The organism is Chitinivorax sp. PXF-14 (genome assembly GCF_040812015.1).
Taxonomy (GTDB): domain Bacteria; phylum Pseudomonadota; class Gammaproteobacteria; order Burkholderiales; family SCOH01; genus JBFNXJ01.
The window spans coordinates 1-24,603 of sequence record NZ_JBFNXJ010000002.1 but is presented as its reverse complement, the minus strand read 5'-3'; the positions used below and the strand labels follow the sequence as shown (position 1 = coordinate 24,603).

26 protein-coding genes are annotated in these 24,603 nt (G+C 65.1%); 17 read left to right on the top strand and 9 right to left on the bottom strand.

The window, feature by feature from the left end; genetic code table 11:
* Position 1 precedes the first annotated feature (1 nt).
* The 3 genes from prpC to prpB are packed head-to-tail and all read right to left on the bottom strand — an operon-like array spanning position 2 to position 3,002.
* Entirely contained in the window at positions 2 to 1,156 is a 1,155-nt protein-coding gene (gene prpC, locus ABWL39_RS02825; protein ID WP_367786971.1) for a 2-methylcitrate synthase, read from the bottom strand.
* A 54-nt stretch (positions 1,157 to 1,210) separates the two neighbouring features.
* The gene (locus ABWL39_RS02820) at positions 1,211 to 2,104 is read right to left on the bottom strand and encodes a GNAT family N-acetyltransferase (protein ID WP_367786970.1); all 894 of its coding nucleotides are present in this window, start codon (positions 2,102 to 2,104) and stop codon (positions 1,211 to 1,213) included.
* Positions 2,105 to 2,126: 22 nt separating this feature from the next.
* The gene (gene prpB / locus ABWL39_RS02815) at positions 2,127 to 3,002 is read right to left on the bottom strand and encodes a methylisocitrate lyase (protein ID WP_367786969.1); all 876 of its coding nucleotides are present in this window, start codon (positions 3,000 to 3,002) and stop codon (positions 2,127 to 2,129) included.
* Positions 3,003 to 3,208: 206 nt separating this feature from the next.
* Between prpB and prpR the strand changes: the two genes are divergently transcribed.
* From prpR to tdh, 4 genes are all read left to right on the top strand, one after another.
* Complete coding sequence (prpR, locus tag ABWL39_RS02810) at positions 3,209 to 5,104, top strand: propionate catabolism operon regulatory protein PrpR (protein ID WP_367786967.1); 1,896 nt, start codon at positions 3,209 to 3,211, stop codon at positions 5,102 to 5,104.
* A gap of 239 nt (positions 5,105 to 5,343) precedes the next feature.
* Complete coding sequence (locus ABWL39_RS02805) at positions 5,344 to 6,534, top strand: glycine C-acetyltransferase (protein WP_367786965.1); 1,191 nt, start codon at positions 5,344 to 5,346, stop codon at positions 6,532 to 6,534.
* A gap of 26 nt (positions 6,535 to 6,560) precedes the next feature.
* Positions 6,561 to 7,007: a hypothetical protein gene (locus ABWL39_RS02800; RefSeq protein WP_367786963.1), complete on the top strand. Its 447-nt coding sequence runs from the start codon at positions 6,561 to 6,563 to the stop codon at positions 7,005 to 7,007.
* Between the two features lie 168 nt (positions 7,008 to 7,175).
* Positions 7,176 to 8,213 (top strand): L-threonine 3-dehydrogenase, encoded by a 1,038-nt coding sequence (gene tdh, locus ABWL39_RS02795; protein ID WP_367786962.1) that lies wholly within the window; start codon positions 7,176 to 7,178, stop codon positions 8,211 to 8,213.
* A 256-nt stretch (positions 8,214 to 8,469) separates the two neighbouring features.
* Here tdh and ABWL39_RS02790 read toward each other — a convergent pair whose 3' ends face one another.
* Both ABWL39_RS02790 and ABWL39_RS02785 read right to left on the bottom strand, forming a co-directional pair.
* Positions 8,470 to 9,144, bottom strand: coding sequence for a dual specificity protein phosphatase family protein (locus tag ABWL39_RS02790; RefSeq protein WP_367786961.1), 675 nt, complete (start codon positions 9,142 to 9,144; stop codon positions 8,470 to 8,472).
* 104 nt (positions 9,145 to 9,248) lie between these two features.
* Positions 9,249 to 9,824 (bottom strand): lysophospholipid acyltransferase family protein, encoded by a 576-nt coding sequence (locus ABWL39_RS02785; protein ID WP_367786960.1) that lies wholly within the window; start codon positions 9,822 to 9,824, stop codon positions 9,249 to 9,251.
* A gap of 421 nt (positions 9,825 to 10,245) precedes the next feature.
* Here ABWL39_RS02785 and ABWL39_RS02780 point away from each other — a divergent pair, with 421 nt between their 5' ends.
* The 3 genes from ABWL39_RS02780 to ABWL39_RS02770 all read left to right on the top strand — a co-directional run bounded on the left by ABWL39_RS02780 (position 10,246) and on the right by ABWL39_RS02770 (position 11,927).
* The gene (locus ABWL39_RS02780; protein ID WP_367786959.1) at positions 10,246 to 10,875 is read left to right on the top strand and encodes a chalcone isomerase family protein; all 630 of its coding nucleotides are present in this window, start codon (positions 10,246 to 10,248) and stop codon (positions 10,873 to 10,875) included.
* A gap of 543 nt (positions 10,876 to 11,418) precedes the next feature.
* Entirely contained in the window at positions 11,419 to 11,607 is a 189-nt protein-coding gene (locus ABWL39_RS02775) for a DUF3330 domain-containing protein (RefSeq protein ID WP_367786957.1), read from the top strand.
* 119 nt (positions 11,608 to 11,726) lie between these two features.
* Entirely contained in the window at positions 11,727 to 11,927 is a 201-nt protein-coding gene (locus ABWL39_RS02770) for a hypothetical protein (RefSeq protein WP_367786955.1), read from the top strand.
* Between the two features lie 67 nt (positions 11,928 to 11,994).
* Here ABWL39_RS02770 and ABWL39_RS02765 read toward each other — a convergent pair whose 3' ends face one another.
* Both ABWL39_RS02765 and ABWL39_RS02760 read right to left on the bottom strand, forming a co-directional pair.
* The gene (locus tag ABWL39_RS02765) at positions 11,995 to 12,501 is read right to left on the bottom strand and encodes a DUF1993 family protein (RefSeq protein ID WP_367786953.1); all 507 of its coding nucleotides are present in this window, start codon (positions 12,499 to 12,501) and stop codon (positions 11,995 to 11,997) included.
* Positions 12,502 to 12,589: 88 nt separating this feature from the next.
* Entirely contained in the window at positions 12,590 to 13,228 is a 639-nt protein-coding gene (locus ABWL39_RS02760; RefSeq protein WP_367786951.1) for a TetR/AcrR family transcriptional regulator, read from the bottom strand.
* 73 nt (positions 13,229 to 13,301) lie between these two features.
* Here ABWL39_RS02760 and ABWL39_RS02755 point away from each other — a divergent pair, with 73 nt between their 5' ends.
* The 5 genes from ABWL39_RS02755 to sodC all read left to right on the top strand — a co-directional run bounded on the left by ABWL39_RS02755 (position 13,302) and on the right by sodC (position 17,998).
* Positions 13,302 to 14,168 (top strand): fumarylacetoacetate hydrolase family protein, encoded by an 867-nt coding sequence (locus tag ABWL39_RS02755; protein WP_367786949.1) that lies wholly within the window; start codon positions 13,302 to 13,304, stop codon positions 14,166 to 14,168.
* 61 nt (positions 14,169 to 14,229) lie between these two features.
* Complete coding sequence (locus ABWL39_RS02750; RefSeq protein ID WP_367786947.1) at positions 14,230 to 15,123, top strand: type 1 glutamine amidotransferase domain-containing protein; 894 nt, start codon at positions 14,230 to 14,232, stop codon at positions 15,121 to 15,123.
* Positions 15,120 to 16,271, top strand: a complete 1,152-nt coding sequence (locus ABWL39_RS02745) for an alpha-hydroxy acid oxidase (RefSeq protein WP_367786945.1) — start codon at positions 15,120 to 15,122, stop codon at positions 16,269 to 16,271. Before ABWL39_RS02750 ends, ABWL39_RS02745 begins: the two co-directional genes overlap by 4 nt.
* Positions 16,272 to 16,541: 270 nt before the next feature.
* The gene (locus ABWL39_RS02740; RefSeq protein WP_367786944.1) at positions 16,542 to 17,357 is read left to right on the top strand and encodes a 1-acyl-sn-glycerol-3-phosphate acyltransferase; all 816 of its coding nucleotides are present in this window, start codon (positions 16,542 to 16,544) and stop codon (positions 17,355 to 17,357) included.
* A 116-nt stretch (positions 17,358 to 17,473) separates the two neighbouring features.
* Entirely contained in the window at positions 17,474 to 17,998 is a 525-nt protein-coding gene (gene sodC / locus ABWL39_RS02735; RefSeq protein ID WP_367786942.1) for a superoxide dismutase [Cu-Zn] SodC, read from the top strand.
* Between the two features lie 64 nt (positions 17,999 to 18,062).
* Here the strand turns inward: sodC and ABWL39_RS02730 are convergent, their stop codons facing one another.
* The gene (locus ABWL39_RS02730; protein ID WP_367786940.1) at positions 18,063 to 19,082 is read right to left on the bottom strand and encodes a hypothetical protein; all 1,020 of its coding nucleotides are present in this window, start codon (positions 19,080 to 19,082) and stop codon (positions 18,063 to 18,065) included.
* Between the two features lie 384 nt (positions 19,083 to 19,466).
* Between ABWL39_RS02730 and ABWL39_RS02725 the strand changes: the two genes are divergently transcribed.
* On the top strand, positions 19,467 to 20,891 hold the full coding sequence (locus ABWL39_RS02725; protein WP_367786938.1) for a diguanylate cyclase: 1,425 nt from the start codon (positions 19,467 to 19,469) through the stop codon (positions 20,889 to 20,891).
* Between the two features lie 181 nt (positions 20,892 to 21,072).
* On the opposite strand, the gene ABWL39_RS02720 is transcribed toward ABWL39_RS02725, so the two are convergent.
* The gene (locus ABWL39_RS02720) at positions 21,073 to 21,516 is read right to left on the bottom strand and encodes a host attachment protein (RefSeq protein WP_367786936.1); all 444 of its coding nucleotides are present in this window, start codon (positions 21,514 to 21,516) and stop codon (positions 21,073 to 21,075) included.
* Between the two features lie 402 nt (positions 21,517 to 21,918).
* Here ABWL39_RS02720 and ABWL39_RS02715 point away from each other — a divergent pair, with 402 nt between their 5' ends.
* The 4 genes from ABWL39_RS02715 to ABWL39_RS02700 all read left to right on the top strand — a co-directional run.
* Complete coding sequence (locus ABWL39_RS02715; RefSeq protein ID WP_367786934.1) at positions 21,919 to 22,671, top strand: hypothetical protein; 753 nt, start codon at positions 21,919 to 21,921, stop codon at positions 22,669 to 22,671.
* 88 nt (positions 22,672 to 22,759) lie between these two features.
* Complete coding sequence (locus tag ABWL39_RS02710; RefSeq protein WP_367786932.1) at positions 22,760 to 23,467, top strand: hypothetical protein; 708 nt, start codon at positions 22,760 to 22,762, stop codon at positions 23,465 to 23,467.
* Between the two features lie 215 nt (positions 23,468 to 23,682).
* Positions 23,683 to 24,252, top strand: a complete 570-nt coding sequence (locus ABWL39_RS02705) for a hypothetical protein (RefSeq protein WP_367786930.1) — start codon at positions 23,683 to 23,685, stop codon at positions 24,250 to 24,252.
* Positions 24,155 to 24,603 (top strand): Kiwa anti-phage protein KwaB-like domain-containing protein (locus tag ABWL39_RS02700; RefSeq protein ID WP_367786929.1); only part of this gene is annotated, 449 nt, incomplete at its 3' end. The genes ABWL39_RS02705 and ABWL39_RS02700, both read left to right, overlap by 98 nt.

The following is a 24,603-nucleotide window of genomic DNA, read 5'->3' as shown; positions in this document are numbered from 1 at the left end:
ATTACTTGCGATCCTTCAGTGGGACGAAGGCGAGGTCTTCCGGGCCGGTGTAGTTGGCGCTCGGGCGGATGATCTTGCCGTCGATGCGTTGTTCGATCACGTGGGCGCTCCAGCCGGAGGTGCGGGCAATCACGAACAGCGGGGTGAACATGGCGGTCGGCACGCCCATCATGTGGTAGCTGACGGCCGAGAACCAGTCGAGGTTAGGGAACATCTTCTTGATCTCCCACATCACGCTTTCCAGACGGTCGGCGATGTCGTACATCTTAGTGTTGTGGGCCGCGTCCGACAGCGATTTGGCTACGCGCTTGATGACCACGTTGCGCGGGTCGCTCACCGTGTAGACCGGGTGGCCGAAGCCAATCACCACTTCCTTGCGCTCGACGCGGGCGCGGATGTCAGCCTCGGCTTCGTCGGGGCTGTCGTAGCGCTTCTGGATCTCGAACGCCACCTCGTTGGCACCGCCATGCTTGGGGCCGCGCAACGCGCCGATGGCGCCGGTGATGGCCGAGTACATGTCCGAGCCCGTGCCGGCGATGACGCGGCCGGTGAAGGTGGAGGCGTTGAATTCGTGCTCGGCGTAGAGGATCAGCGAGGTATGCATCGCCTTTACCCACAGCTCGGACGGTGTTTCGCCATGCAGCAGGTGCAGGAAATGGCCGCCGATCGAGTCGTCGTCGGTTTCCACGTCGATGCGCTTGCCGTTGTGGCTGAAGTGGTACCAGTAGAGCAGGATCGAGCCGAACGAGGCCATCAGGCGGTCGGCGATGTCGCGCGCGCCGGCGGTGTTGTGGTCGTCCTTCTCGGGCAGCACGCAGCCCAGCGCCGAGGCGCCGGTGCGCATCACGTCCATCGGGTGGGTCGCGGCCGGGAGCTGCTCCAGCACTGCCGTCACGGCGGCCGGCAAGCCGCGCAGGGCGCGGAGCTTGGCCTTGTAGCCGGCCAGCTCGGCCTGGGTCGGCAGCTTGCCGTGCACCAGCAGGTGGGCGATTTCCTCGAACTCACAGCTCTCGGCGACATCGAGGATGTCGTAGCCGCGGTAGTGCAGGTCGTTGCCGGTGCGGCCGACGGTGCACAGCCCGGTATTGCCGGCGGTGACGCCGGACAGGGCGACGGATTTCTTGGGCTTGGGCGTTACTTGCTGGGGTTCGGTCATCGTTGTCTCCTCAATGATCGGCGAGCGGGGTCGCCAGGAATTCATGAAAAATAGTCAATCCGGCTGGTAGAACACGGCCAGCCAGACCGTGTCGGTATCCGTCTGCGTCCATTTCACCCGGTGGCGCCGGCCAGCCGGGATCAGCACATGATCGCCGGCATGCAGGCACAGCTCGCCTGCCGGCGCGTCGTATTCGATGCAGGCGCTGCCGGTGACGAGCAGCACCCATTCGTGTTCAGTCTGTTCGTACCAGAAGCCGGGCGGCGAGGCCTGGCCGCGCGAGACGATGCGCTCGACATGAAAGCCGCGCTGGCCGGCGAACAGCGGCTCGATCAGCTCCTCGGGCAGCGTGGCGGGCATCCCGGCGAGCAGATTGCCGGCTGGCTCGGCCTGCCGGCGCCAGTCGGCGCGGCTGAGCCGGTACAGCACATGTGGCCGCAAGGGGTGGCCCTCGGCGATGCGTGGATGGTCGAAATCATCCGCCGGGTCGCGCTGCATGCCGATGCGTTCCATCACGCGCCGCGACGGCTGGTTGGTGGCCGTGGTCAGTGACACGATCTGGTCGAGCCCGAGCACCTCGAAGCCGTGAGCCAGCGCCAGCTCTGCCGCTTCGCTTGCATAGCCGCATCGCCAGTAGTCGGGCAACAGCCGCCAGCCGACCTCGACGCACGGTGTGAAATGCGCCTCGTAAGCGGGGCGCATCAGGCCGACGAAGCCGGCGAACTCGGTCACGCCGGGAATCTCGAGCGCCCACAGGCCGAAGCCCTCGCGCTCGAAATGCTCGGCGATGCGGTCGGCTTCCTGATTGCTCTGTTCGGCCGTGGCGAGGGTGGGGAAGTAGAGCCTGGCCGCCGGGTCGGCGTTGAGGCGTGCGAACGGTGCCCGGTCGCTCTCGCGCCAGGGCCGCAGCAGCACGCGTGCGCCGTGCAGGGTCGGGATCTCGCTCATGTCCGCCACGTTGCCGTGTCGATCAGCCGTTCCTGGCGAACAGCGCGTCGAGCTTCTGCTCGTAGCTGTGGTAGCCCAGGTGATCGTAGAGCTCCATGCGCGTCTGCATGGTATCGACGACGTGCTTCTGCGTGCCGTCGCGCACGATCGCCTCGTACACGCCGAGCGCCGCCTTGGCGCTGGCCCGGAAGGCCGACAGCGGGTACAGGATCAGGCTGACGTCGGCGGCGGCCAGCTCGTCGCGGGTGAACAGCGGCGTCGCGCCGAACTCGGTGATGTTGGCGAGCACCGGCACCTTCACTGCGGCGGCAAACTCGCGGTACATGTTCAGGTCGGTCATCGCCTCGGGGAAGATCATGTCGGCGCCGGCCTCGACGCAGCGGCAGGCGCGGTCGATCGCTGCCTGCAGGCCTTCCACGGCGAGCGCGTCGGTGCGTGCCATGACCACGAAGTCGGCATCGGTCTTGGCATCGACGGCGGCCTTGACGCGGTCCACCATCTCGTCGGCGGGGACGATGGCCTTGTTCGGGCGGTGGCCGCAGCGCTTGGCGGCGACCTGGTCCTCGATGTGCACGGCGCCGGCACCGGCCTGGATCATGGCGCGGATGGTGCGTGCGATGTTGAAGGCGCCGCCCCAGCCGGTATCGATGTCGACCAGTACCGGTAGCTCGGTGACGTCGGTGATGCGGCGCACGTCGATCAGCACGTCTTCCATCGTGGTGATGCCGAGATCGGGAATGCCGCAAGAGCTGGCCGCCACGCCGCCGCCCGATACATAGAGCGCCTTGGCGCCGCTATGTTCGGCCAGCCGCGCGGCATAGGCATTGATGGCGCCGAGCACTTGCAGCGGCTTGTTGTCGGCGACGGCCTGGCGAAAACGTTTGCCTGCGGATGTCATGGTGTTGTCTCCTCGTCCAAATGCGTTGCCTGCTTATGTGCAAGACTTGGGCCAGCCTGACGGATGGCCAGCGCAATCGTGCAACTCCATTGACGATTCAGCGACTTAGGTGGATGCCATCAACAAATGGCATGTTGCATCATGAAACCATGGTGTGTTTCATATTGAAATGCTATGTTTCACCCATGAAACATTGAGGTGACATCATGGCCGGAAAACCCAGATTGCTGGTGGTGGCGTCGCGCGGGCTCGCCGAGCTGGTGCGGGCGATGCTGCCCGAGTTCTCGTCGCTGGCCGACGTGCGCCTGCTCGACAAGCCGCTCGACGAAGCCGTGGAGGCCGCGCAGGAGCTCCATCGCGCCGGCCTGATCGATGTCGCCATCGCCGCCGGCATGACCGGCCAGCGGCTGCGCGCCGAGCTCAGCCTGCCGACGGTGCTGATCAAGCTCGGCGGCTACGACATCATGCAGGCGCTGGTGCGGGCACGGCGGCTGTCCGACAGCGTGGCCATCGTCACGCGCCAGTCGCTCGGCGACGAGTTCGAGGAGCTGAAGCCGCTGCTGAACCTGAACGTGATGGTGCTCAACTATCGCGACGACAACGAGGCACGGCTGCTGTTTCGCGAGCTGCACGAGCGCCGCATCGAGGTCGTCATCGGCTCGGCGCAGGTGGCGGCGCTGGCCGAACAGGAGGGCCTGACCGGCGTGCTGATCTATTCCGACAACGCGGTGCGTCAGGCTTTCGACGATGCGCTTGAAATCGCCCGCATCGCCAGCATCGAGGAGGCCAAGCGCGAGCGCATCGGCAATATTCTCTACAGCCTGTCCGAAGGCGTGGTGGCGGTCGACATGCGCGGCCGGGTGCAGACCCTGAACCCGGCCATGGAGAAGCTGCTCGGTGTCGGCGCCGACTGGGCGCTCGACCAGCCGCTCGCGCGCGTGGCGCCGACGCTGTCGCTCGATGCCGTGATCGCCAGCGGCCAGGCGGCGCTCGAACAGGTGCAGAGCGTCAACGGCCGCACGCTGGTGATCAACCGCCTGCCCATCCACGAGCACGGCGAGCAGACCGGCGCGGTGCTGACCTTCCAGGACGCGAGCCTGATCCAGAGCGCCGACCGTAAGCTCAGAAGCCAGAGCCGGCGCAGCCAGTTCGTGGCGCGCTACCGCTTCGAGGACATCATGGGTGAATCGGCCGCGATGCGCGACGCGGTGGGCATGGCCAGGCTCTACGCGCGCTCGGACGCCACCGTGCTGGTGACCGGCGAATCGGGCACCGGCAAGGAGCTGTTCGCGCAGAGCATCCACAACGTCAGCACGCGCGCCAAGGCGCCGTTCGTGGCGATCAACTGCGCATCGTTTCCCGAAAGCCTGCTCGAGAGCGAGCTGTTCGGCTACGAGGAGGGCGCGTTCACCGGCGGGCGCAAGGGCGGCAAGCCGGGCCTGTTCGAGTCGGCGCACACCGGCACGATCTTTCTCGACGAGATCGGTGAGATGCCGCTGAGCCTGCAGACGCGGCTGTTGCGCGTGTTGCAGGAACGCGAGGTGTTGCGCCTCGGCGGCACCGAGCCCACGCCCATCGATGTGCGCGTGATCGCCGCCACGCACCAGGATCTGCGCTTCAACGTGGAGCAGGGCCTGTTCCGCGCCGACCTGTATTACCGCATCAACATCCTCAACCTGCGGCTGCCGCCGCTACGCGAGCGGCGCGACGACATTCTGCCGATTGCCCGCGTGCTGGCGCGCCAGGCATTGCAGCGGCTCGCATCCAGGCGCCAGGCCGAGCCCTTGATCGAGAGCGTCGGCGGGCACCTGCTGGCGAGCGAGTGGCGCGGCAACGTGCGCGAGCTGGAGAACCTGATCGAGCGCCTGGCGGTGTTCTACGATGCCTACGGCCAGGTCGACGAACCCTCGCTGGCGCGCGTGGTACCCGAGCTGGTGGCGGCGGGCGCGCCGGCCGAACGCAAGGCCGCGCCGCCCACCGAGCCGACGCTGGCGGCGCTGGCCTTGCACGACGGGGATCTTGGCCGTACCGCGCAGGCGCTCGGCATCAGCCGCACGACGCTGTGGCGCCGGCTGAAACGGTTGAAGCCCGAGGCCGGCTAAGCGGAGGCCGGCTGACCGGGGGCTGGCCAACCGGGGCGCTGGCGGGGGCGCGCACTACACGGCGGCTGCGCCCGAAGCGGATAGGTGGGCGCGCGGCCGGCGGCTTATGCGGACTTTCCCTAGCCTGCTTGGCGCCAACCCGGCCCGGCGCCTACAATCGCGCATTCCGGTGCGGCGGCGATCCCGCTTGCATCTATTCTTAGAAGATGGCGCTACCCGCGCGATCCAAGGAGTGCCTCATGAGCTACGCCTTTCTCGCCCATCTCGGCGAGCAACTCGACAGCCTGCGCCGCGACGGCTTCTACAAGCCCGAGCGCGTGATCGCCAGCCACCAGCGGCCCGACATCGCGCTGGCTTCGGGCCAGTCGGTTCTCAACTTCTGTGCCAACAACTACCTTGGGCTCGCCGACAGCTCCGAGCTGATCGCCGCCGCCAAGCGCGGACTCGACGACTACGGCTACGGCGTGGCCTCGGTGCGCTTCATCTGCGGCACGCAGACCATCCACAAGCAGCTCGAAGCCGCGCTCAGCCGCTTTCTCGGCACCGACGACACCATCCTCTATTCGAGCTGCTTCGATGCCAACGGCGGCGTGTTCGAGACCCTGCTCGACGAACAGGACGCGGTGATCTCCGACGCGCTCAACCACGCCAGCATCATCGACGGCATCCGGCTGTGCAAGGCGCAGCGCTACCGCTACCGCAACAACGACATGGCGGACCTCGAAGCGCAGCTCAAGGCCGCGTCCGGCGCGCGTTTCAAGCTCATCGTCACCGACGGCGTGTTCTCGATGGACGGCATCATCGCCGACCTCAAGACCATCTGCGCGCTGGCGGACAAACACGGCGCGCTGGTGATGGTGGACGACAGCCACGCCGTCGGCTTCACCGGCGAACATGGCCGCGGCACACCCGAGCTGTGTGGCGTGGCCGAGCGTGTGGACATCTACACCGGCACGCTGGGCAAGGCGCTCGGCGGCGCGTCGGGCGGCTATATCGCGGCACGCGGGCCCATCATCGAATGGCTGCGTCAGCGTTCGCGCCCCTACCTGTTCTCCAACTCGCTGGCGCCGGCCATCGCGGCGGCCAGCCTGGCCGTGCTGGCCCTGATCGAGCGTGACGGCGCCGAGCTGCGCGGCAGGCTGCAGCGCAACGCCGAACACTTCCGCCGCGAGATGGGCGCGCTCGGCTTCACGCTCGTCCCCGGCCGGCACCCGATCATCCCGGTGATGCTCGGCGACGCTGCGCTGGCCGGCCGCATGGCCGCGCGCATGCTGGAGGAGGGGGTGTACGTGACCGGCTTCTCCTTCCCCGTCGTGCCCAAGGGCCAGGCCCGCATCCGCACGCAGATGAGCGCCGCGCATACGCCCGAGCAGATCGACCGCGCCGTGGCGGCATTCGCCAAGGTCGGGCGCGAGCTGGGGGTGATTTAGGGATTTGCCCAAGGGGCCCACAAGCCATGTGCATACGACCATTGCTGCTGGGAGCGGCTGCCGGTGTGCTGCTGTTGGCAGCTTGCACCGGCGAGGACCGTGTCGCCACCTTCATTCATGGCCTCGGCGTGGCGGTGCAAGAGCTGCAAGCCGGCCAGGCGGTGCAGATGGAGGCGGTCAACCCGGCCCGCTGGAGCCGGCTGTACGTGTTCGCGCCCTATACGCCGCTGGCGGTGATCGGGGCGGCCATCAAGACGCCGTTGTCGGCGGACATCGAGCGCACCGGCCTGCAGGAAAGGGATGACATCAATCTGCTGGTGTTCGTTGATCAGCACTCCGTAGCGCTGGTCGCGGCGGTGCCGCGCAATGTGGTCGACTTTTCTGTGGCTGGGGCCGGGCGGCCCTATGACCGACATGCCGCCGTATTCAGCTATGCCGTGCGCGATGGCCGGCCGCTGCTGGTCGACCGCTAGTGGCGCCGCCATCGATTTGAATTGCCGCGCGATGGCGCGACCGTGCCAGGCCGTGGCCGCTTGCGGTTGTTGGCGATGGCCGCAGGATCAAGTACCGGCGCGCCTGCCAGGCGCGCCACGAGCCGCACCCATACTGGCCTGAAGCCAGAATCATTGTTCGAGGTATAAATGAAAGCACTCGCCAAACTCGAACGCGCACCCGGCCTGACGCTGACGCGCGTGAAGAAGCCCGAGGTCGGCCACAACGATCTCCTGATCAAGATCCGCAAGACCGCAATCTGCGGCACCGACATCCATATCTGGAACTGGGACGAATGGGCGCAGGCCACGATCCCGGTGCCGATGCACGTCGGCCACGAATATGTCGGCGAAGTCGTCGATATGGGCGTGGAGGTACGCGGCTTCGCCATCGGCGACCGCGTCAGCGGCGAGGGCCACATCACCTGCGGCTATTGCCGCAACTGCCGCGCCGGCCGCCGCCACCTGTGCCGCAACACGACCGGCGTGGGCGTGAACCGCGAAGGCGCGTTCGCCGAATACCTGGTGATCCCGGCCTTCAACGCCTTCAAGATTCCCGATGACATCCCCGACGACATCGCCTCCATCCTCGATCCTTTCGGCAATGCCACGCACACCGCGCTGAGCTTCAACCTCGTCGGCGAGGACGTGCTCATCACCGGCGCCGGCCCGATCGGCATCATGGCCGTCGCCATTGCCCGCCACGTCGGTGCACGCCATGTGGTGATCACCGATGTCAACGACTACCGGCTCGGCCTGGCGAGCAAGATGGGCGCCACGCGTGCCGTCAACGTCAGCCGCGAGAACCTCAGGCAGGTGATGGAAGCGCTGCACATGACCGAGGGCTTCGACGTCGGCATGGAGATGTCGGGCAACCCGGCCGCGTTCAAGGACCTGCTCGCCAACATGAACCACGGCGGCAAGGTCGCGCTGCTCGGCATCCCGCCGCAGAACACGGTGATCGACTGGAACCAGGTGATCTTCAAGGGCCTCGAGATCAAGGGCATCTACGGCCGCGAGATGTTCGAGACCTGGTACAAGATGGCCGCCATGCTGCAATCCGGCCTCGATATCAGCCCCATCATCACCCATCACTTCCCGGTTGACGACTACGAGGCGGGTTTCAAGGCCATGCTGTCCGGGCAGTCGGGCAAGGTGATTCTCGACTGGTCGGCGCTCAAGCCGTGACGGCGGCGCTGACGGCTTGCCCGGCAGCACCTTGGGGGGCTCCGGCGCGAAGCAGGCGCCACGGGCCGAATAGCGCTATTGGTTTCGGGCTGCGTCTGCGGCGTCAGCTACAGGCAAAGCGGCAGGGCGCATCGCTCAGCGCCAGCTGCTTCCTGCGCTGGCGCACGAACGCCCAGCCTTGCGGTCGAGGCCGCCGGCTATTGCAGCCCGGTTGCATGTTTGATGATGGTGCCTCGATTGGGGGCCGGTGCCCGGGTCAGGGGGCCTGCCTGCAGCCCGTGGCGTCGCATTCGATGCGCGCCTTGCGCTTCACCTGTGTCATCTTCGCGGCGATCATGGCTTCGAGCCGTTGCCGGTGTTCGCCCGTCAGCCTGCGCAGGTAGTCGGCATCGTAGTCGAACCAGATGCCACGATACTTGCGCATTTCCTCGATCGCATCGTCAACGGGCATGCCCGCCAGCACGCGGTAGCTCGCCACCATCACACCTGTTCGGTTCTGGCCCGAGCGGCAGTGGACATACACCGGCTTGGCCTGCGTCCGCATGATGGCAATGAACTCGGCCACATGCTCGTCGAGCAGCCAGGGCGCGATCACGACATTCGGCTCCCAGTCACGCACGCGGAAATAGTCGAGGCTGCCCGACAGGCCCGGTGCGGCCGGGATGGCGAGCAGGGCGTCGAGATCGTCGTGCAGCAGTTCGAGGTTGACTACCGTCTTCACACCCAGCCCGACCAGGGTGGCCACCTCGCGGTCGGGCCTGCCGCCGCGCCACAGGATGTCCGGGACGACGACGCACGAATTGGGAACGGTAGCGGAGAGCGGCGTCGCGCAGGCGTCGGCTTGCGGTGCCGGGCCCGCGCAGGCCCCGAGCAGCGCCACACTTGCCGCTGCGCTGCAGATGAAGCGGGCGCTGCCGGTCAGCCTGTGCATGATGGATGGACTCGATGTCGTGGCGAAGGGCGGATATTAGCAGGCGCCAACGGGGCCGTTCGCCCTGTTGGACGCATCGCCCGGCTGGGGGATACGCGCCTCGCTCAATACTGGTCGGGATTCTTGCCGCTGATGTTCTTGTAAAACGCCTGAATCTCGGCCATGTCTGCCTCGACATTGCCCGTCGGCCTGAACACCGGGCCAAAGCCGCCCACCTTGCGGCGAAAATCGAGGAAGGCCAGCACGATGGGCACATTGGCGCCCTTGGCGATATGGTAGAAGCCGGTCTTCCAGTAACGCACCTTCTGCCGCGTGCCTTCCGGCGGAATGGTGACCACCAGGCGCTCGGAGCGGTTGAACACCTCGACCATCTGCCCCACCAGGTCGTTGGACTTGCTGCGATCCACCGGGATGCCGCCAAGCCAGCGCATGATCGGCCCCAGCGGCCCCTTGAACAGGCTGTCCTTGCCCATCCAGTAGATCTTGGCGCGCGCCGCGAAGCAGATGCCGAGCGTGACCGGGAAATCCCAATTGCTCGTATGCGGGGCGGCAATCATCACGTATTTCGGCAGATCGGGGAACTTGCCTTCGAGGCGCCAGCCGCTCAGCTTGAGCATGACGATGGAAATCCAGGCGAATAGGTCGCGGATGATGGGGGTGTCGAAGATGGTATGGTGCATGGCCGCGCTCCGTGGGCATTGGCTGGCCGTCGTACAGGACTGCCGCCATGCACATGAGCCGGCCGGAAATCCCATAATAATCAGTGACAAACCAGTTGGGTAAGCAAAATCAGGGCGCGACTATACCCGAGACCCTGTCTTGGGTAAACGCTCGTTCATCAAGTTTTCAGCGATTGCTCCGGTTCCGCGCCATCTGGCGGCCAAATGAGGGAAGCCGTCGTATGGCTACGGGTTTCCGGTAATGGTGTTTTACGGGCAATGATGGGCGAATTGGCCCCGCTGGATCGGGGTGAAACGGAAAACCGACACACAATCATCGGCTTGCAGCAGAAATTGACGTGCACGTTAGGGTATCTTGCTCTAGAAGATTGATGAGAAGATTCGAGCATACTAATTATCTTCTAATGAGGAGCAGGACCGAATGAAACGTACGATTGCTGCAACCCTGTTTGCCCTGCTGTCTTGCAGCGCATTCGCCGCCGAAGTCGAAGGTGTCGAAATCGCCCCGCAGGAGACCGTGCGTGGCACCGATCTGCAACTCAATGGCGCCGGCCTGCGTGCCAGTGGCGCGGTCAAGATCTATATCGCCGCCCTCTATTCGAAGACCACGAAGGCTGCAGCCGAGGAAGCCCTCGCCGCCCCAGGCCCGAAGCGCGTGCAGCTGGTGCTGATGCGCGACCTGAAGGCCAATCTGCTGCTGGCCGGCCTGAAGGATGGCCTGCGCCTCAACGGCGACCCGGAAATGCTGCAACGCCTGCAGCCGAGCATCGCGCTGCTCGAAGACATCTTCAACCGTATTGGCGACGTGCGCCTCGGTGACCGCGTATCGCTGGACGTCGGCAGTGATGGCTCGCTGGAGCTCGTGCGCAACGGCAAGGTCGTCGATGCCGTTCCCGGCCCCGATATCGGCCCCGCGGTACTCAAGATCTGGCTCGGCGAAAAGCCCGTCAACGAAGACCTCAAGTATGCCCTGCTCGGCACCACCCGCCCGGCATCGCTCGGCACACGCTCGGCACTCAACAACTCGGTATTTGACGGTTTCTCGCCTTGATCGGCTGAGCCCGCACGATACCCAAGCCCGGTTGGCGCAAGCCCCCGGGCTTTTTGCTGCCCGCGATGGCCTGTATCGACTCTGCGCCAACTGACTCGGCGGTGCCACGGTGTATCACGTGGTTCTGGCCGGCGGACTGTTCGTCATGCTGGTCGCGAGCAAATGCGTCAAAGCACCCAGCGCTTGACGCATGAAAATATTTTCAGTACTATCGCCACATACTAAAGCGATTGTTCTATGGCCGGTAATCGATTACGGCCAGCATGTAAATGTAAGTGCAGTAAGCAGTATGACTCCGGCGGGGGTGGGTCCGATACCCTCGCACCAGAATTCGAAACCCGCAACTATCCGTTTGCGGGTTTTTTCATGCCCGCGCCGGCCGGGTGCCTGCCGTTTCTGTCGCCATAGATCGTATAGCTGACTGCTATCCGCGCCATTGCCATATTCAATTTCCCGCCTGTTCGGCTTGGGTTTAGGCTGATCGTACTGGCCTCAAACGGCGCCAATCGGGTGCGCGTAGAGCTTCCTTGCCACAGGAGGTGCATGATGAACACCGAGCCGCAAACCATCGCCTGCAGCATCTGCCTGCATGATGTCCCCGCGTCGGAAGCCGACAGCGCAGAAGCGCGCGACTACATCACCTATTTCTTCGGCCTCGATTGCTACGTGACCTGGCGCGAGCAGGACCAGGTGGCTGAAACCGACGCCATGCCGCCACCGGCCACGCACTGAGGTGCCGGTCAGGCAAAATCCCATGCGTATGGGCTGATATTGATCCTCCTTTTTCACCTGAACGTGGCACACTATGGGCGAGTCGAACGTCGTCTGAAGCTGATAAAGAGAGGCTAGCCATGAAAAAGGACAAGGAGCTCGACCAGGACACCATCGCGCTGATCGAATGGTGCATGCAGGTGGAGGCGCAGCTCATCGAGCGCGGCGCCACGCGCGAGGAGGCGCAGGAACAGATCGAGGAACAGGCCGAGTGGTATACCGACCTGTTCTACGACGGTTATTCACCGGAGCAGGCGGCGGAGGAGGCCATGAGCGACTGAGTACGCACGCACCGTGACAAATGACAAAGCCGGCAGTTGCCGGCTTTTTTCTTGCCGGGCGAGTGGTTCAGACCGCGCCCAGATAGTCCATCTTGCCGATTTCGACGCCGTTGTGGCGCAGGATGTCGTAAGCCGTGGTCAGGTGGAAGTAGAAATTCGGCAGGGCAAAGCCCAGCAGATACGGCATGCCGACGAAAGTGAGCGGGCCGCTGCGCATCGGCACGGTGATGGTCTTGTCCTCGCTGCCGTCGATCTGCTCGGCGCTCACGCTGTTGATGAAGTCGATGGTTTTCTTGAGCCGCGCGATCAGCTCGGGAAAGCTCGCCTCATTGTCTTCGAATTTTGGCGGCTCCAGCCCGGCCAGCCTTGCCACACAGCCCTTGGCCGTGTCGCTGACGACCTGCACCTGGCGCGAGAGCGCGAACATGTCGGGAAACAGGCGGCTGTTGAGCAGCACTGCCGGGTCGATCTTCCTCGCTTCGGCGTGGGCCGCCGCCTTTTCCAGGATCGCGGCGAGGTTGTTCATCATCCTGGCGAATACCGGCACCGAGGCCTGGTACATGGAAAGTGTCATGGTTCCTCCTGCTACTCGAGTGTTCCGGCCCGGCAATCCCGAGCCACTGCTATCAGTGTAGGTGCTGCCGGCCTGGCCCGTTGCGCTTTCATGGGCTGCCCGGGCTTGTCTGGCCGGTCAGGTAGCGCAGCACGATCGCCACGATCTCCTGTTCGATGGCATCGGCCCTGGCGTCGTCCGGCCGGGCGATCACGGCGGTGTGGATCAGCGCATCGACGAGCTGCACCAGCATCAGGCTGGCGAGGTCGACATCGAGCGGCAGCAGCGATGCCCGATGCGCGAGCAGCAAGCCCTTCACCATCGTGCGCATGCTGGCCTCGAGCTCGTCGCGGCAATCGGCGAGGTCTGGCCGCGGCACTTCCTCGTCGAACACGCGATGCAGCTGTGGGTCGATCATGTGGGCGGCCATGACGGCATGGATCAGTGTGCGCGCGGCGACGGGCAATGGCGCTTCGGTGGCGGAGGCGGCCACCTCGAGCAGTGCCGCCTGCATCTGCTCCGTGTGGCGGCGGTGCAGCGCGGTGACGAGCGCCTCCTTGCTCGGGAAATACTGGTACAGCGAGCCGATGCTGATGCCGGCGGCCTCGGCGATGCGGTTGGTGCTGGCGGTCGCGTAGCCATGCGTGACCAGAATGCGAGCGGTGGCGTCGAGAATGGCCTCGACGGTGGCGCGTGAGCGTGCCTGGCGCGGCTGTTTGCGGGGCTTGAGCGGGGGCGTGGCGGGCATCTGGAATGCGAGTTTGATATGTGAGCAATTGCTCGTATATTAACCTGAAGTTTATCGCAGCGAAGCCACAACTATGTATACGAGCGCCGCCGAAGGCCGTTTCCTACCTTTCGATTTCCCGCTGGGCCAGGTCTACGCACTGGGGCTGACCTACACCGGGCACATTCGCGAAACGGGCGAGCGCGTCGGCCAACCTGCCGTGTTCCTCAAGCACTGCGCGCCGATGCCCGGGCAGACAAGGATGGCGCTGCCGGCCCCGGCCCAGCTCGACGCGGCCCTGGCCGCGCTCGATCCGGACTTGGCGCGCTGGCTCACAGCCCGGCTCGACAGCTTGCCCGTGCTGCTCGACTACGAGGTGGAGATCGGTATCGTGCCGCTCGAAGACATCCCACTGGCGCGGCTCGATGACCCGGCCTATGCACCGCAGCTGGCCTATACCGCCGCCAACGACCTGACTGCGCGCAGCGTGCAGATGGCCGGGGAGGGGGCCCGTGATCGGCTCGCCTACTGGTCGGCGGCCAAGAGCCTCGATGGTTTCCTGCCGCTGGGTCAACAGTTGTGGCAGCCTGCCATGGCCGACCTTGTGCGCCTGCCGGCGGTGGAGCTGGAGACCCGCGTCAACGGCCTGTGCCGGCAGCGGGCGTCGAGCCGTGAGCTGATCTACACGCCGCGCCAGTTGCTCGCCAGTGCGGCCGGTATCGCGCCCGGCCATTGCCTGCGGCGGCATGACCTGGTGCTGACCGGCACGCCGGCCGGCATCGCCCTATCGATACCACGCTGGAAGCGGCGCCTGGCGGCGATCCTGCCGCGTCGCCAGCGTGTTCTCGCGGGCTTGCGCGCCAACCGCGGCAAACCCGGCTTCCTGCAGGTTGGCGACGTGCTGAGCTTCAGCGCCGGCTGGCTTGGCGCCGGCGAGCTGACAATACGCGGCCCGCTTTGATGCGGGCCAACGACTGCTGCCCTACATTGAGTGATGTGCCCGACACACGACAAGGAGACGCATGAATCCGCCAACCGTGATCATCCCCATCCCGAGCCATGATTTCGACCCGACCGAGGTCTCGGTCAGCTGGAAAATCCTGCGCGACGCCGGCTGCCGCGTCGAGTTCGCCACGCCCGATGGCCAGCGTGGCTACGCCGACCCGCTGATGATCAGCGGCCAGGGGCTCGATCCATGGGGCTGGATACCGGGCCTCAAGGCCATCCGCCTCGTGGGTTTGCTGCTGCGCGCCGATCGTCACGGGCGCGAGGCCTATCGCCAGCTGCAGCAGGACAGCGCTTTCCTGGCTCCTCGGCGTTATGCCGAGCTCAAGCCCGACGACTACGACGGCCTGCTACTGCCCGGCGGCCATGCGCCACGGATGAAGGCTTATCTCGAGGACAGGAGGTTGCAGGCCTTCGTCGCCGCGTTTTTCGAGAGCGTCGATCACGCGGGGCAAGCGAAGCCGATCGCCGCTGTCTGCCACGGCGTGGTGCTGGCCGCGCGATCCATCTCGCCCCGGACGGGCAAATCAGTGCTGCATGGGCGCAAGACCACGGCGTTGACCTGGCAGCTCGAACGCAGCGCCTGGCAACTGACGCGGTTCTTCGCCCGTTTCTGGGACCCGGGCTACTACCGCACCTATGGCGAAGCACCGGGCCAGCCCGTGGGCTATTGCAGCGTGGAGAGTGAAGTGAAGCGCGCCCTGGCGAACGATGCCGATTTCATCGACGTGCCCAAGGGCAGCGCCGATTTCCTGCTCAAGACCAGCGGCATCGCCCGCGACCGGCTCGACAACCCGCGTCCGGCCTGGGTGGTGCAGGATGGCAACTATCTGTCTGCCCGCTGGCCCGGCGATGTACATACCTTCGCCCAGGCATTCGCCGAACGCCTGCTGGCAAGGGGTGGCAGATGAAGCCCGCACAGGCCATCAACATCGACGACCTGCGCCGGCTCGCGCGCCGGCGCCTGCCGCGTTTCGTGTTCGACTATATCGACGGCGGCGCCGAGGATGAAGCGGGGCTGGTGCGCAATGTCGACGCATGGCGCGGGCTGCAGCTCGTGCCGCGCTATCTCGTCGATGTGTCTCGGGTGGAGCAGTCCACCATGCTGTTCGGCCAGTGTCGGGCCAGCGCCTTTGGTATCGGCCCGACCGGGCTCGCCGGTTTCGCGCGGCCCGGGGCCGACCTGATGCTGGCGCGCGCCGCGGCCCAGGCCGGCATTCCGTTTGTGCTGTCGGGGGCCGGCACAGCATCGGTGGAAGCGGTGGCGCGTGCCGTGCAGGCCCCGTTCTGGTATCAGCTATACGTGTCGCGCGATGCTGCGATCACCGCCGACCTGATCCGCCGTGCCCGCGAGGCGGGCGTGGAAACGCTGATGCTGACCGTCGACGTGCCGGTGCACGGCAAGCGCGAGCGCGACATCCGCAATGGCTTTGTGCCGCCGGTGCGGCCAAGCCCGGCGCTGCTGTGGGACATGCTGTGCCATCCGCGCTGGCTCGCAGGCATCGCGCGCCACGGGCTGCCGCGTTTCGAGAACTGGGCGCCGTATGCGGGGCCTTGCGCCAGCGCCGCCGCGATCGCGGCTTTCTTCACCTCGCAGATACCGTTCACCCAGACCTGGCGCGATCTTGAATCGTTTCGCCAGCGCTGGCCGGGCCGCCTGGTGATCAAGGGGATTCTGCATCCCGACGATGCACGCCGGGCGGTGGCGCTCGGCGTCGACGGCATCGTGGTGTCGAACCACGGCGGCCGCCAGCTCGACTGCGCACCGACTGCGGTGGAGGCCTTTCCCGCGCTGCGCGAGGCAGTCGGGACGGGCTTCACGCTGATGCTCGACGGCGGCGTGCGCCGTGGCGCCGACGTGGTCAAGGCGCGGGCGCTCGGCGCCGATTTCGTCTTTCTCGGCCGCGCCAGCCTGTTTGGCGTCGCGGCTGGCGGCGAGCAGGGCGCCGCACACGCCATCGACATCATCAAACGTGAGATCGACCAGACCCTCGCGCAGACCGGCAGCCCGCAGCTCGCCCAGCTGGGGCCGGACTGCCTCGCCCCGCCGGCCCGATAGCTAGCCGAGGCGCGGCTTCCCGCTATTTGCCGCTGCTACCGCGCGGGCCGACCTTGGCGGAGCTGGCTTGCTGTGTCTACGCTTAATCAAGCGTCGCTCGTTGCCGTGCTTGCCTGCCGGTACTGGCTGCCCGTATTGCCCCGGCGTGCGCGCCAGCGGCGTGGGGCTCGCGAGGCCGGCCGCGCTGACGCAGGCCGGGGCCGGCCGGCATGCAATCGGGATGTCGCATTGGTGTGGCAGCATCCGCGCTTTTTCTGTCAACGGTGGCGCATGATCAATCTTTCCCTGCTCCTGGCCGACAAATTCCCCGCCTTTGCCCGGTGGCCGGCGCCGCTGCGCGGCCGCATGATCGCCTGGCTGGGGTGGCTGCTGTGCCTGCCCGAGATCGATGCCTTCCTGCAGCTGCACGGCCACCGTGCCGGGCTCGAATTCGTCGGCGCGGCACTCGATTATCTCAATGTGCGCTGGCGCGCCTTCGGACTCGAACATATTCCGCGTGAGGGGCCGCTGGTGATCGTCGCCAACCACCCGCTCGGCGCACTCGACGGGCTGTCGCTGCTGCAGGCGATGAGTACGGTGCGCCCCGATGTGCGCGTGGTGGTCAACGACATGTTGTGGCAGTTCAAGCCGCTGCGCGATGTCATGTTGCCGGTGGTGAATGTCGGGCGCGGCGACAACAAGGGCCACATCTGTGCGATCAACACCGAGCTGCGCGGCGGCGGCGCGATCATGCTGTTTCCGAGCGGCGAGGTGTCGCGCTGGTCGCGGCACGGCATCCGCGATCAGCGCTGGCGCAAGGGATTCCTGCATTTCGCGCGCGAAGCCGAGGCCAGCATCGTGCCGGTGCACATCGGCGGCCGCAACTCCGGGCGTTTCTACATGCTGTCGCTGCTCAGCAAGCCCTTGGCCATGCCGCTGCTGCCCGGCGAGATATTCCGCAACCGCAATGCCATCTTGCCGATCCGCGTCGGGCAAGCGCTGCAATGGCGCGGGATTGCCGACCAGGCCAGCTTCGATGAGCTGGCCGATACGCTGCGGGCGCAGGTCTACCGGCTGGCGGCAACGCCACGAGGTGACGCGGCCTGAGCGCGCCTGTGTGGCCGTATCCGGCCCTGCGGCCCGTGACGGCGCGAGATCATGGCTGGCTACCCCAGTCCCATTTTTCCGGCGTTTCGATCCGTTCCATCCTGAGGAGCTCAACCATGCGTCTTGCCTTGCCCATCGTCCTGTCTGCACTTGCCGTCAGCCCCGTTGCCCACGCCGCGAGCGTCGATGTCCCGCTCAACCTTGTCGACGAAAAGGGCGCGGTGTCGTCCATCGGCAACATCACCATCGGTGAATCGGCCCACGGCCTGGTGTTCACGCCGAATCTCGCCGGCCTGCCGTCCGGCATTCATGGCTTCCATATTCACGACAAGCCATCGTGCGACCCGGCCGAGAAGGACGGCAAGCCGGTTGCCGCCCTGGGCGCCGGCGGCCACTGGGACCCGGAGAAGACGGGCCGCCATGAAGGCCCGTTCGGCAGCGGCCACCTGGGCGATCTGCCCGCGCTCTACGTCGCGGCCGACGGCAAGGCGACCTACCCGGTGCTGGCGCCGCGCCTCAAGTCGCTGGACGAGGTCCGCGGCCATGCCTTGATGGTGCACACGGGTGCCGACAACCATAGCGATCACCCGGCAGCGCTCGGCGGTGGCGGCGCGCGCATGGCCTGCGGCGTGATTCGCTGACAACCGCGATGGCTGATGCCAAGGGGCGGCATGGCTGCCCTCACTTTGAAATGCATCCGGTGGGCTAACTGGCCGGCACGTAGCGGCCTTCCAGCCAGGCACGCCGGATGTTGCGCCCGCACTGCGTCGATTCATAGCCGGCATGCGGGTTCACGCTGTGCCGGGCGAGAATGCCGTAGTAGGTCTTGTCCGCGTCGATCCAGGGGTAGAAGCCGAAGGCGCCCGGGCTCGAATACGCGCCATCGCCCACGCGCGGGTCATCCTCCACCCAATGCCCGATCGAATAGTGCCAGCTTTCGTTCTGCGGGATCGGCGTGCTCACCGCCTGGCTGCAGCTGCGCGGGTTGGTGCAGACGGCATGCGTCCCCAGTGCATCGTGTATGCGCAGCTCGCCGGACAGCGTTCTCTGCAGGAAACGCGCATAGGCCGTGGCCGAGGTCTCGACGCCGGCGGCAAGCTGTGGCGAGGCATAGCCGATGTCGATGCCGAGCATGGCATTGACTGCCTGCGCCAGGCCCTCGTCGTTCAGCTGGCCGAGGTCTAGCGCCTTGACAGCATGTGCCTGGAAGTGGCCGCCATCGTAGAAGAAGCGGCCGTCGTTGGCGGCGCTGTAGCGGTTGTTGCCGGCGTTGTCGAAGCACTCGGCCACGGTTTCGTGTGCCTGGCGCCGCGGCAGCAGCTTGACGCAGCTGCCGTAGTTGAAGCTGGTGTAGCCGCTGCGCATCGTCAGCGCGCGGATGTCGGCCTCGCTGAGACGGCCGCCCCTGAGCTCGATGACGTAGGCGCCGAACACCCATTTCGACGCCGAGGCGATCTTCATCTGTGTTGTGGCATCGGGCTCATTGCCGCCGACGCTGCCTCCCGCGAGCCGTTGCTGCCGGTCGCCGATCTCCCAGTAAAACGGCTGGATCGCCTTACAGCGCGCGTTGCGCTCGGCCGTCTCGCTGGCAGCCTGCTTGCGGCTGGCGGGGGAGGGGACATCGTCAGCCCGGGCGGCAAGGCCGTAGGCGAGCAGGGCGGTGCCGAGCCACAGGCTTGCGGTAGCGTGTCGCGGGCCGATTCCGCGGTGGCCTGTCTGCTTCATCGTTTCTCCTTTGCTTCAAACGGGGGCGGGCCTGTCGTCCGGGCCGTGCGGCGATATCCGTGGCCTATTGTAAGCAAGGGCGCGAGCGTGCGGCGGGCAGGGGTCGATCCAGCGGTTAAAAACCATTGCAGGCCGGGCGGCGGTAATCGTTTGTAATCAAATGCCGGCCAGATGCCCCCAGGGCGCGCGTCGAGTTCGTGGCCGGCATGTCGGATCGGGCCGCACTGCGCCGCATTTCCGCCTATTCTGAGCAAGGTGGCCCGTGTATGCTGAAAGCACCGCCCCAGCTGATAATTCCGGCTGGCAACATGGTGCTAAGCGCTTGCAACAGGCGGGGGCCGGCGATGTGCCGGGCCCGCGCCCTCCGGAGATGATGGTAACCGCATGACGCCGCTAGCAAGTGCAATTCGCCAACAGGTGACGGTTGCGCCGGCCCGCTACAGGTTTGGGGCCAGTCTCGCTGCCGCCTATTTCGTCGTGGGCCTGCTGTCCTACGCGTTTTCGTCGGCCAGTGGCGCGCTCGCCGAATCTGTCTTCATGCACGAAGGCTTCGGGCTTGCCGCCGCCTTGATCTGGGGCACGCGCCGGGTGTGGTCCGGCATCCTGCTCGGACAGCTGGCGCTGGCCCTGTACCAGGGCTTGCCGGCGTGGAACGGCATGCTCGTGGCGCTGGCCAACGTCGCCGTGCTACTCGTCACGGCCCGCCTGCTCAAGGGCTGTCGCTTCAACCACGGTGTTGCCGCCCCACGCGACTACCTGTTGCTGGCCCTGGCCTGCACGCTGGTCTACCAGCCGCTGAGCCGCCTGTTCGGGCTGGCCGTGCTGAGCATGCTGACCGGCCTGCGCGTGACCCTGGCCGAGCTGCCCGACGTACTGTCCTACCTGTGGCTCGACCAGTCGGTGTTCCAGATACTGGTCGCGAGCACCGTGCTGGCCGCCATCAATGGCTACCAGCGCCGCTTGCCGGGCCGCTACTGGTGGCTGCTGGGGCTGTCTCTGGCACTGCTGGCGACGGTGCTGACGACCATGCTCTGGTGCCGGTTTACCAACCAGCTGCATCCGCTGCACATGCTGTCGATCGTGTATCTGCTGGTGATGGTGGTGACGGCGGCATTCGAGCTGCTCGGCGCGGCCTCGGCCAACCTGATCGTGCTCAGCGTGATGCAGTGGGCCAGTTATCGCGAGCGTGGGCCGCTGGCGGGCCTGTTGTCCGAGCCGGGGCAATTGCAGAACGTCAACACCTTCATGGCCGGCATCATCCTCAGCGCCTGCCTGGTCGGCACACTGCTGCGCGAGCGCTCGGAAAAGGAGCGCGCACTCAAGCGCCTGGCCAACCGCGATCACCTCACCGGGCTCTACAACCGCCGTTACTTTTTCGAAGCGGCCGAGCGTGAGCTCAGCAAGATCAAGCGCGAGCCCGCGGTGGTGACGCTGCTATGGATCGACATCGATCACTTCAAATCGATCAACGACCACCATGGCCACGCTGCAGGCGATCGCGTGCTCGCCTTTTTTGGCCGGCTCGTGCAGTCCATGTTCCGCCGCAGCGACCTGATCGCCCGCATCGGCGGCGAAGAGTTTGCCATCCTGACGCACGGCGACACCGACACCCAGGCCATCGCCGCCAAGCTGCGCGCTCAGCTGCAGCTCAGCCTGGCTGATGTGAACGATGTGGTGCCGTTCACGATCAGCGTTGGCGTCACCGCCCTCAGCCCGGGCGATGCCAGCATCGAATCCACGCTGGCACGGGCCGATGCGGCGCTGTACGAAGCCAAGGCGAACGGACGTGATCAGGCGGTGATGCGTTAGCGCGCGGCAGGCCCTTGCCTGGCCGGCGGGGTGTAGGCGGCCGAGGCGGCGTTCTTGTTATCGTTAGCGGGCAAACAGTCGGGCGTCGCGGACTTGGGGTGGGGCGGCCAGGCAGTGTGGCCGCCCGCCAACCCGCCGGATCGGGTGCCAACGCTCGACCCGGGTTGAGGCCGCATCCCTGCTAGTGCGGGAAGTGCGCCTTCAAATAATCCTCCAGCGCCTTCGGGCTGAGTTTCGATACATCCTTTGCCACCGCTTCGTCGATCCGCCGTTGCGTTTCATCGCCGAAATGCTGGCGCATCGCACCCAGCAGCCTCGGGGCGGCAAATACGCACAGATGGTCATAGCGGTTCTGCATCGCCGCGCGGTCGAGATAGGCGCTGACATTCATCGAAAAGCGTTCCAGTTCGTGCTGCACCGGGTCGGTTACCGGCTCGGGGGCGCCGCCCTGACCGTGGCCGCCACGGCCGGCAAAGCGGCCTTCTGCGTCTGCCGTCAGGTCCTGATTGCGGGCGTGTCCCGCCGCGTGTTCGAAGCCCTCTATCTCGCGCAGGTGCTGCGACTCGTCAAACTCGAAAATCCTTGCTCGGCTTGCGTCGGCGGCCAGTATCCAGGTTGTCTGCATAATCCACACTCCTTGTCATCCGATGAAAGACAGCCGTGATCTCTAGTGGTGTTTTCGTCTTTCAGCATAGGCCCGATTGCCTGCCGTGAAGTGGAAAGTGGATGGGCGGTGGCGACCGCACGCCGGACCATGGCCTGGGGCGGCGCAAGAAATCCGCGAGCGGCGGAGCATGGCCCGCCGCCCAGAAAAACGGATGGCAGGCAACAGGCGGCCGGCCCTCATGGTCGCGCAGATTATATTTTCTAATAAATTCGAATAGTCGATTAAACTGATTAATTACGATGCTGGATTTGCCGGAAAATCGGCGTGATTGGCTGCAGCGCGGCATGTTTTTGCTCGCATTTGAAGCGGCATCGTCAAGCCATACCACCTCTGCTTAACAATTAAGAACAGGAGTTCTGAATGATTCGTCGCGGTATTTTGCTGGTCGGCTTCCTGCTGTCCGCCGCGGTATCGGCAGAAGAATTGGGCCAAAACGAACGGGCGCAATTCGCCAAACAGATCATCAACGAGGTTCACGTCACCGACCTTTACGCGCGGATAGCCGGGCAGTGGGTCAGCCAGTTTGCGTCAGTTGGTGAAAAAATTGCGCAACAGGCCGCCACCAAGCCGGAAGACCGCGCCAAGCTGACGTCCGTGCTGGAGCTGGCGCTGATCAAGTCGGCGCAGAGCCGGTTTATCGATGCACCCACCGCCCAGGCCGAAGCCAGTCTGGCCACAAGCCCCGCGTTGACGAGCCTGAAGGACTACCAGTGGCTGAAATCTTTTGTAGAAAGTTCGCTGGGCAAGAAGCTGGTGCAACTCATCTTGTTTGGCTCCGCTGACGAAGCTTCGAACCTGGCGGAACACCGGTCGGGCGTGGGTTCCAAATCGTTCGAGCAACGCCAGGCGGAGATGATTGCCGCCTTTACACCGCAGGAAGCGGCGGACTGGAAGGTGCTGAATACCTCGCCTGAGCGCCAACGGCTGGCCGGCACGCTGTTCAACACCGTATTGAGCGGCATGAAGGCGGACCAGGGTAAAACACCCGAAGACAAAAAGGTGGCGTGGCGGAGAAACGCCAACAGGATCATTTGCGATGCGCTGAACGACGTTAAAACGGATGGCTATTCGCTTGACCAGAGCGCGTTCGAGCATTTCTGCACCGCATCCTGAGCGCCGTGCCGGGCGGCCAGCCAGACAGGCTATGGCCCACACCGTCCGGTGGCCCCACCTTTCGTTTACCGACATTGACGGAGTTTTGATGATTCGTTTCGGCATCCTACTCATGAGCCTGCTGGCGTCGTTCGCAATCGCTGCCGACGACTTTGGCCAGAATGAAAGAACGCAATTTGCCAACCAGATCATGAACGAGATCCAGGTTGTCGATATTTATGCGAGGCTGACCGGCCCCGGCGCGAAAGAGTTTGCCTCGTTCGCACCGAAGCTCGCACTGCAGGCCGCCGTCAAGCCAGAGGACCAGGCCAGGCTGACATCGGCCCTGGAGCCGGCACTGGTCAAGTCGGCGCATTATCTGTTCGTTGACAAGCCGGCGGTCATGGCGGAAGCCATCCTGGCCACCAGCCCGGAGCTGAAGGATCGCAAGGACTATCTGCGCTTGAAGTCCCTGGTCGAGAACACGGCGACCAAGAAGATGTTTGCCACGATTCTTGTCTCGGATTCGAAAACGTCCGAGCAGCGACAGGCCGAGCTGAAAGCCTCTTTCACGCCCAAGGAGGCAGCGGATTGGGCCGCTATCAACGCGTCACCCGAGCATCAACGGGTTTTCGATGTCTTGATGCAAGCCATCGGCAACGGGCTCAACCTGGGCCAGGGCAACGGGCAGGAAGACAAGAAAGCCGCTCAGGCGCGCAATGCCCGATCGATCCTTTGCGGTGCGCTGAAAGACGTCGAAGCGGACGGCTATTCCGTCGCGCCCGCCGCCCTCAATTATTATTGTGCAGCATCGTGACGGCAGCTTTCAGGCCGACAGCCAAAGACAAACAGGCCGTCCGGCGGTGGTCTGTCTACATTTCCGGGCCACTCATGGCGTGTTGAATTACTCGCCACAGGCCGCGCTCGTTGGGGGCGCCCGTGAATGACGGACGATGGTTGTCGCACATGGCTATATCGGCAAGGGTATCCGAGGTAAGATTGCATATTAGAAAAACCAGATATACCCGCTAGATGATTGCCAGCATCCTCCTCATCGCCATGGTCGCGCTCCTGATCGTGGCGGGCGCCAACTACGTCAACAACGTCAACCTCCTGCGCGAGGAGCGGCGGCAGCACGTGGCGAAGACAGGACAGCTGAAGGCCGACAAGGACCGCGCGCTCGTACATGTGCAGACGCAGGCCAGGGTCATCAAGCAGCTCATGGATACCCTGCAGACCGCCGTGCTCGATCTCCCCACCGACTACAAGCTTCGCCAGGCGGCAAGCATGCTGACGATGCTGCTGGCCAGGCTGGCGGTGCCGCCCGATCTCGCCGCTCCCTTTCTCGTCACGCTCAAGAAGCCGGAATATGAACTGCCCAAGCTCGAGCGCCTGCTCAAGGGGCTCGGCAACGCGAGCATCGACGAGCTATGGCAAACCGGCTCGTTCAACGACCTGCTGTCGATACTGGAACTGCTGGTCAGGGAAGCCAAGGCCCAGGCGGATGAGCGCGCGGCCGCCCTGCTGGCCGAGCCCGAAGAAGAACTGGAGCCAGCCCCAATGCCGCCCAAGCAGCCATCCGGCGGCCTTTACATCCGCTGAATGGCGCTGCGCGGTTCGGTCCCGCATCCGCGTCGTCACGTCGTCTTTCAGCATTTCCCGGAGCTTTGATTTCTTTGTTGTGGGCGAGAGCGTACTCATGACCAGCAAGCCTGCCTTCGAGTCGCTTCTTAATCACAAGGATACCTACGAGGAGGCGTACGCAGCGCTGAAGATGGAACCCGGATTTTCAGCAGCTATCGCCGACTTCGTCGTGTTTGATGCCTTTATCGGCAAGAATGCTACTCACTTGCGCCGTATGGCCGTGATCAAGGCTAGGGGTTATTACAACAACCCTGACTACATGGCTCGTCTTCGCGAAATAAATACTCTCCGAGCATGGGGTATTCAGTT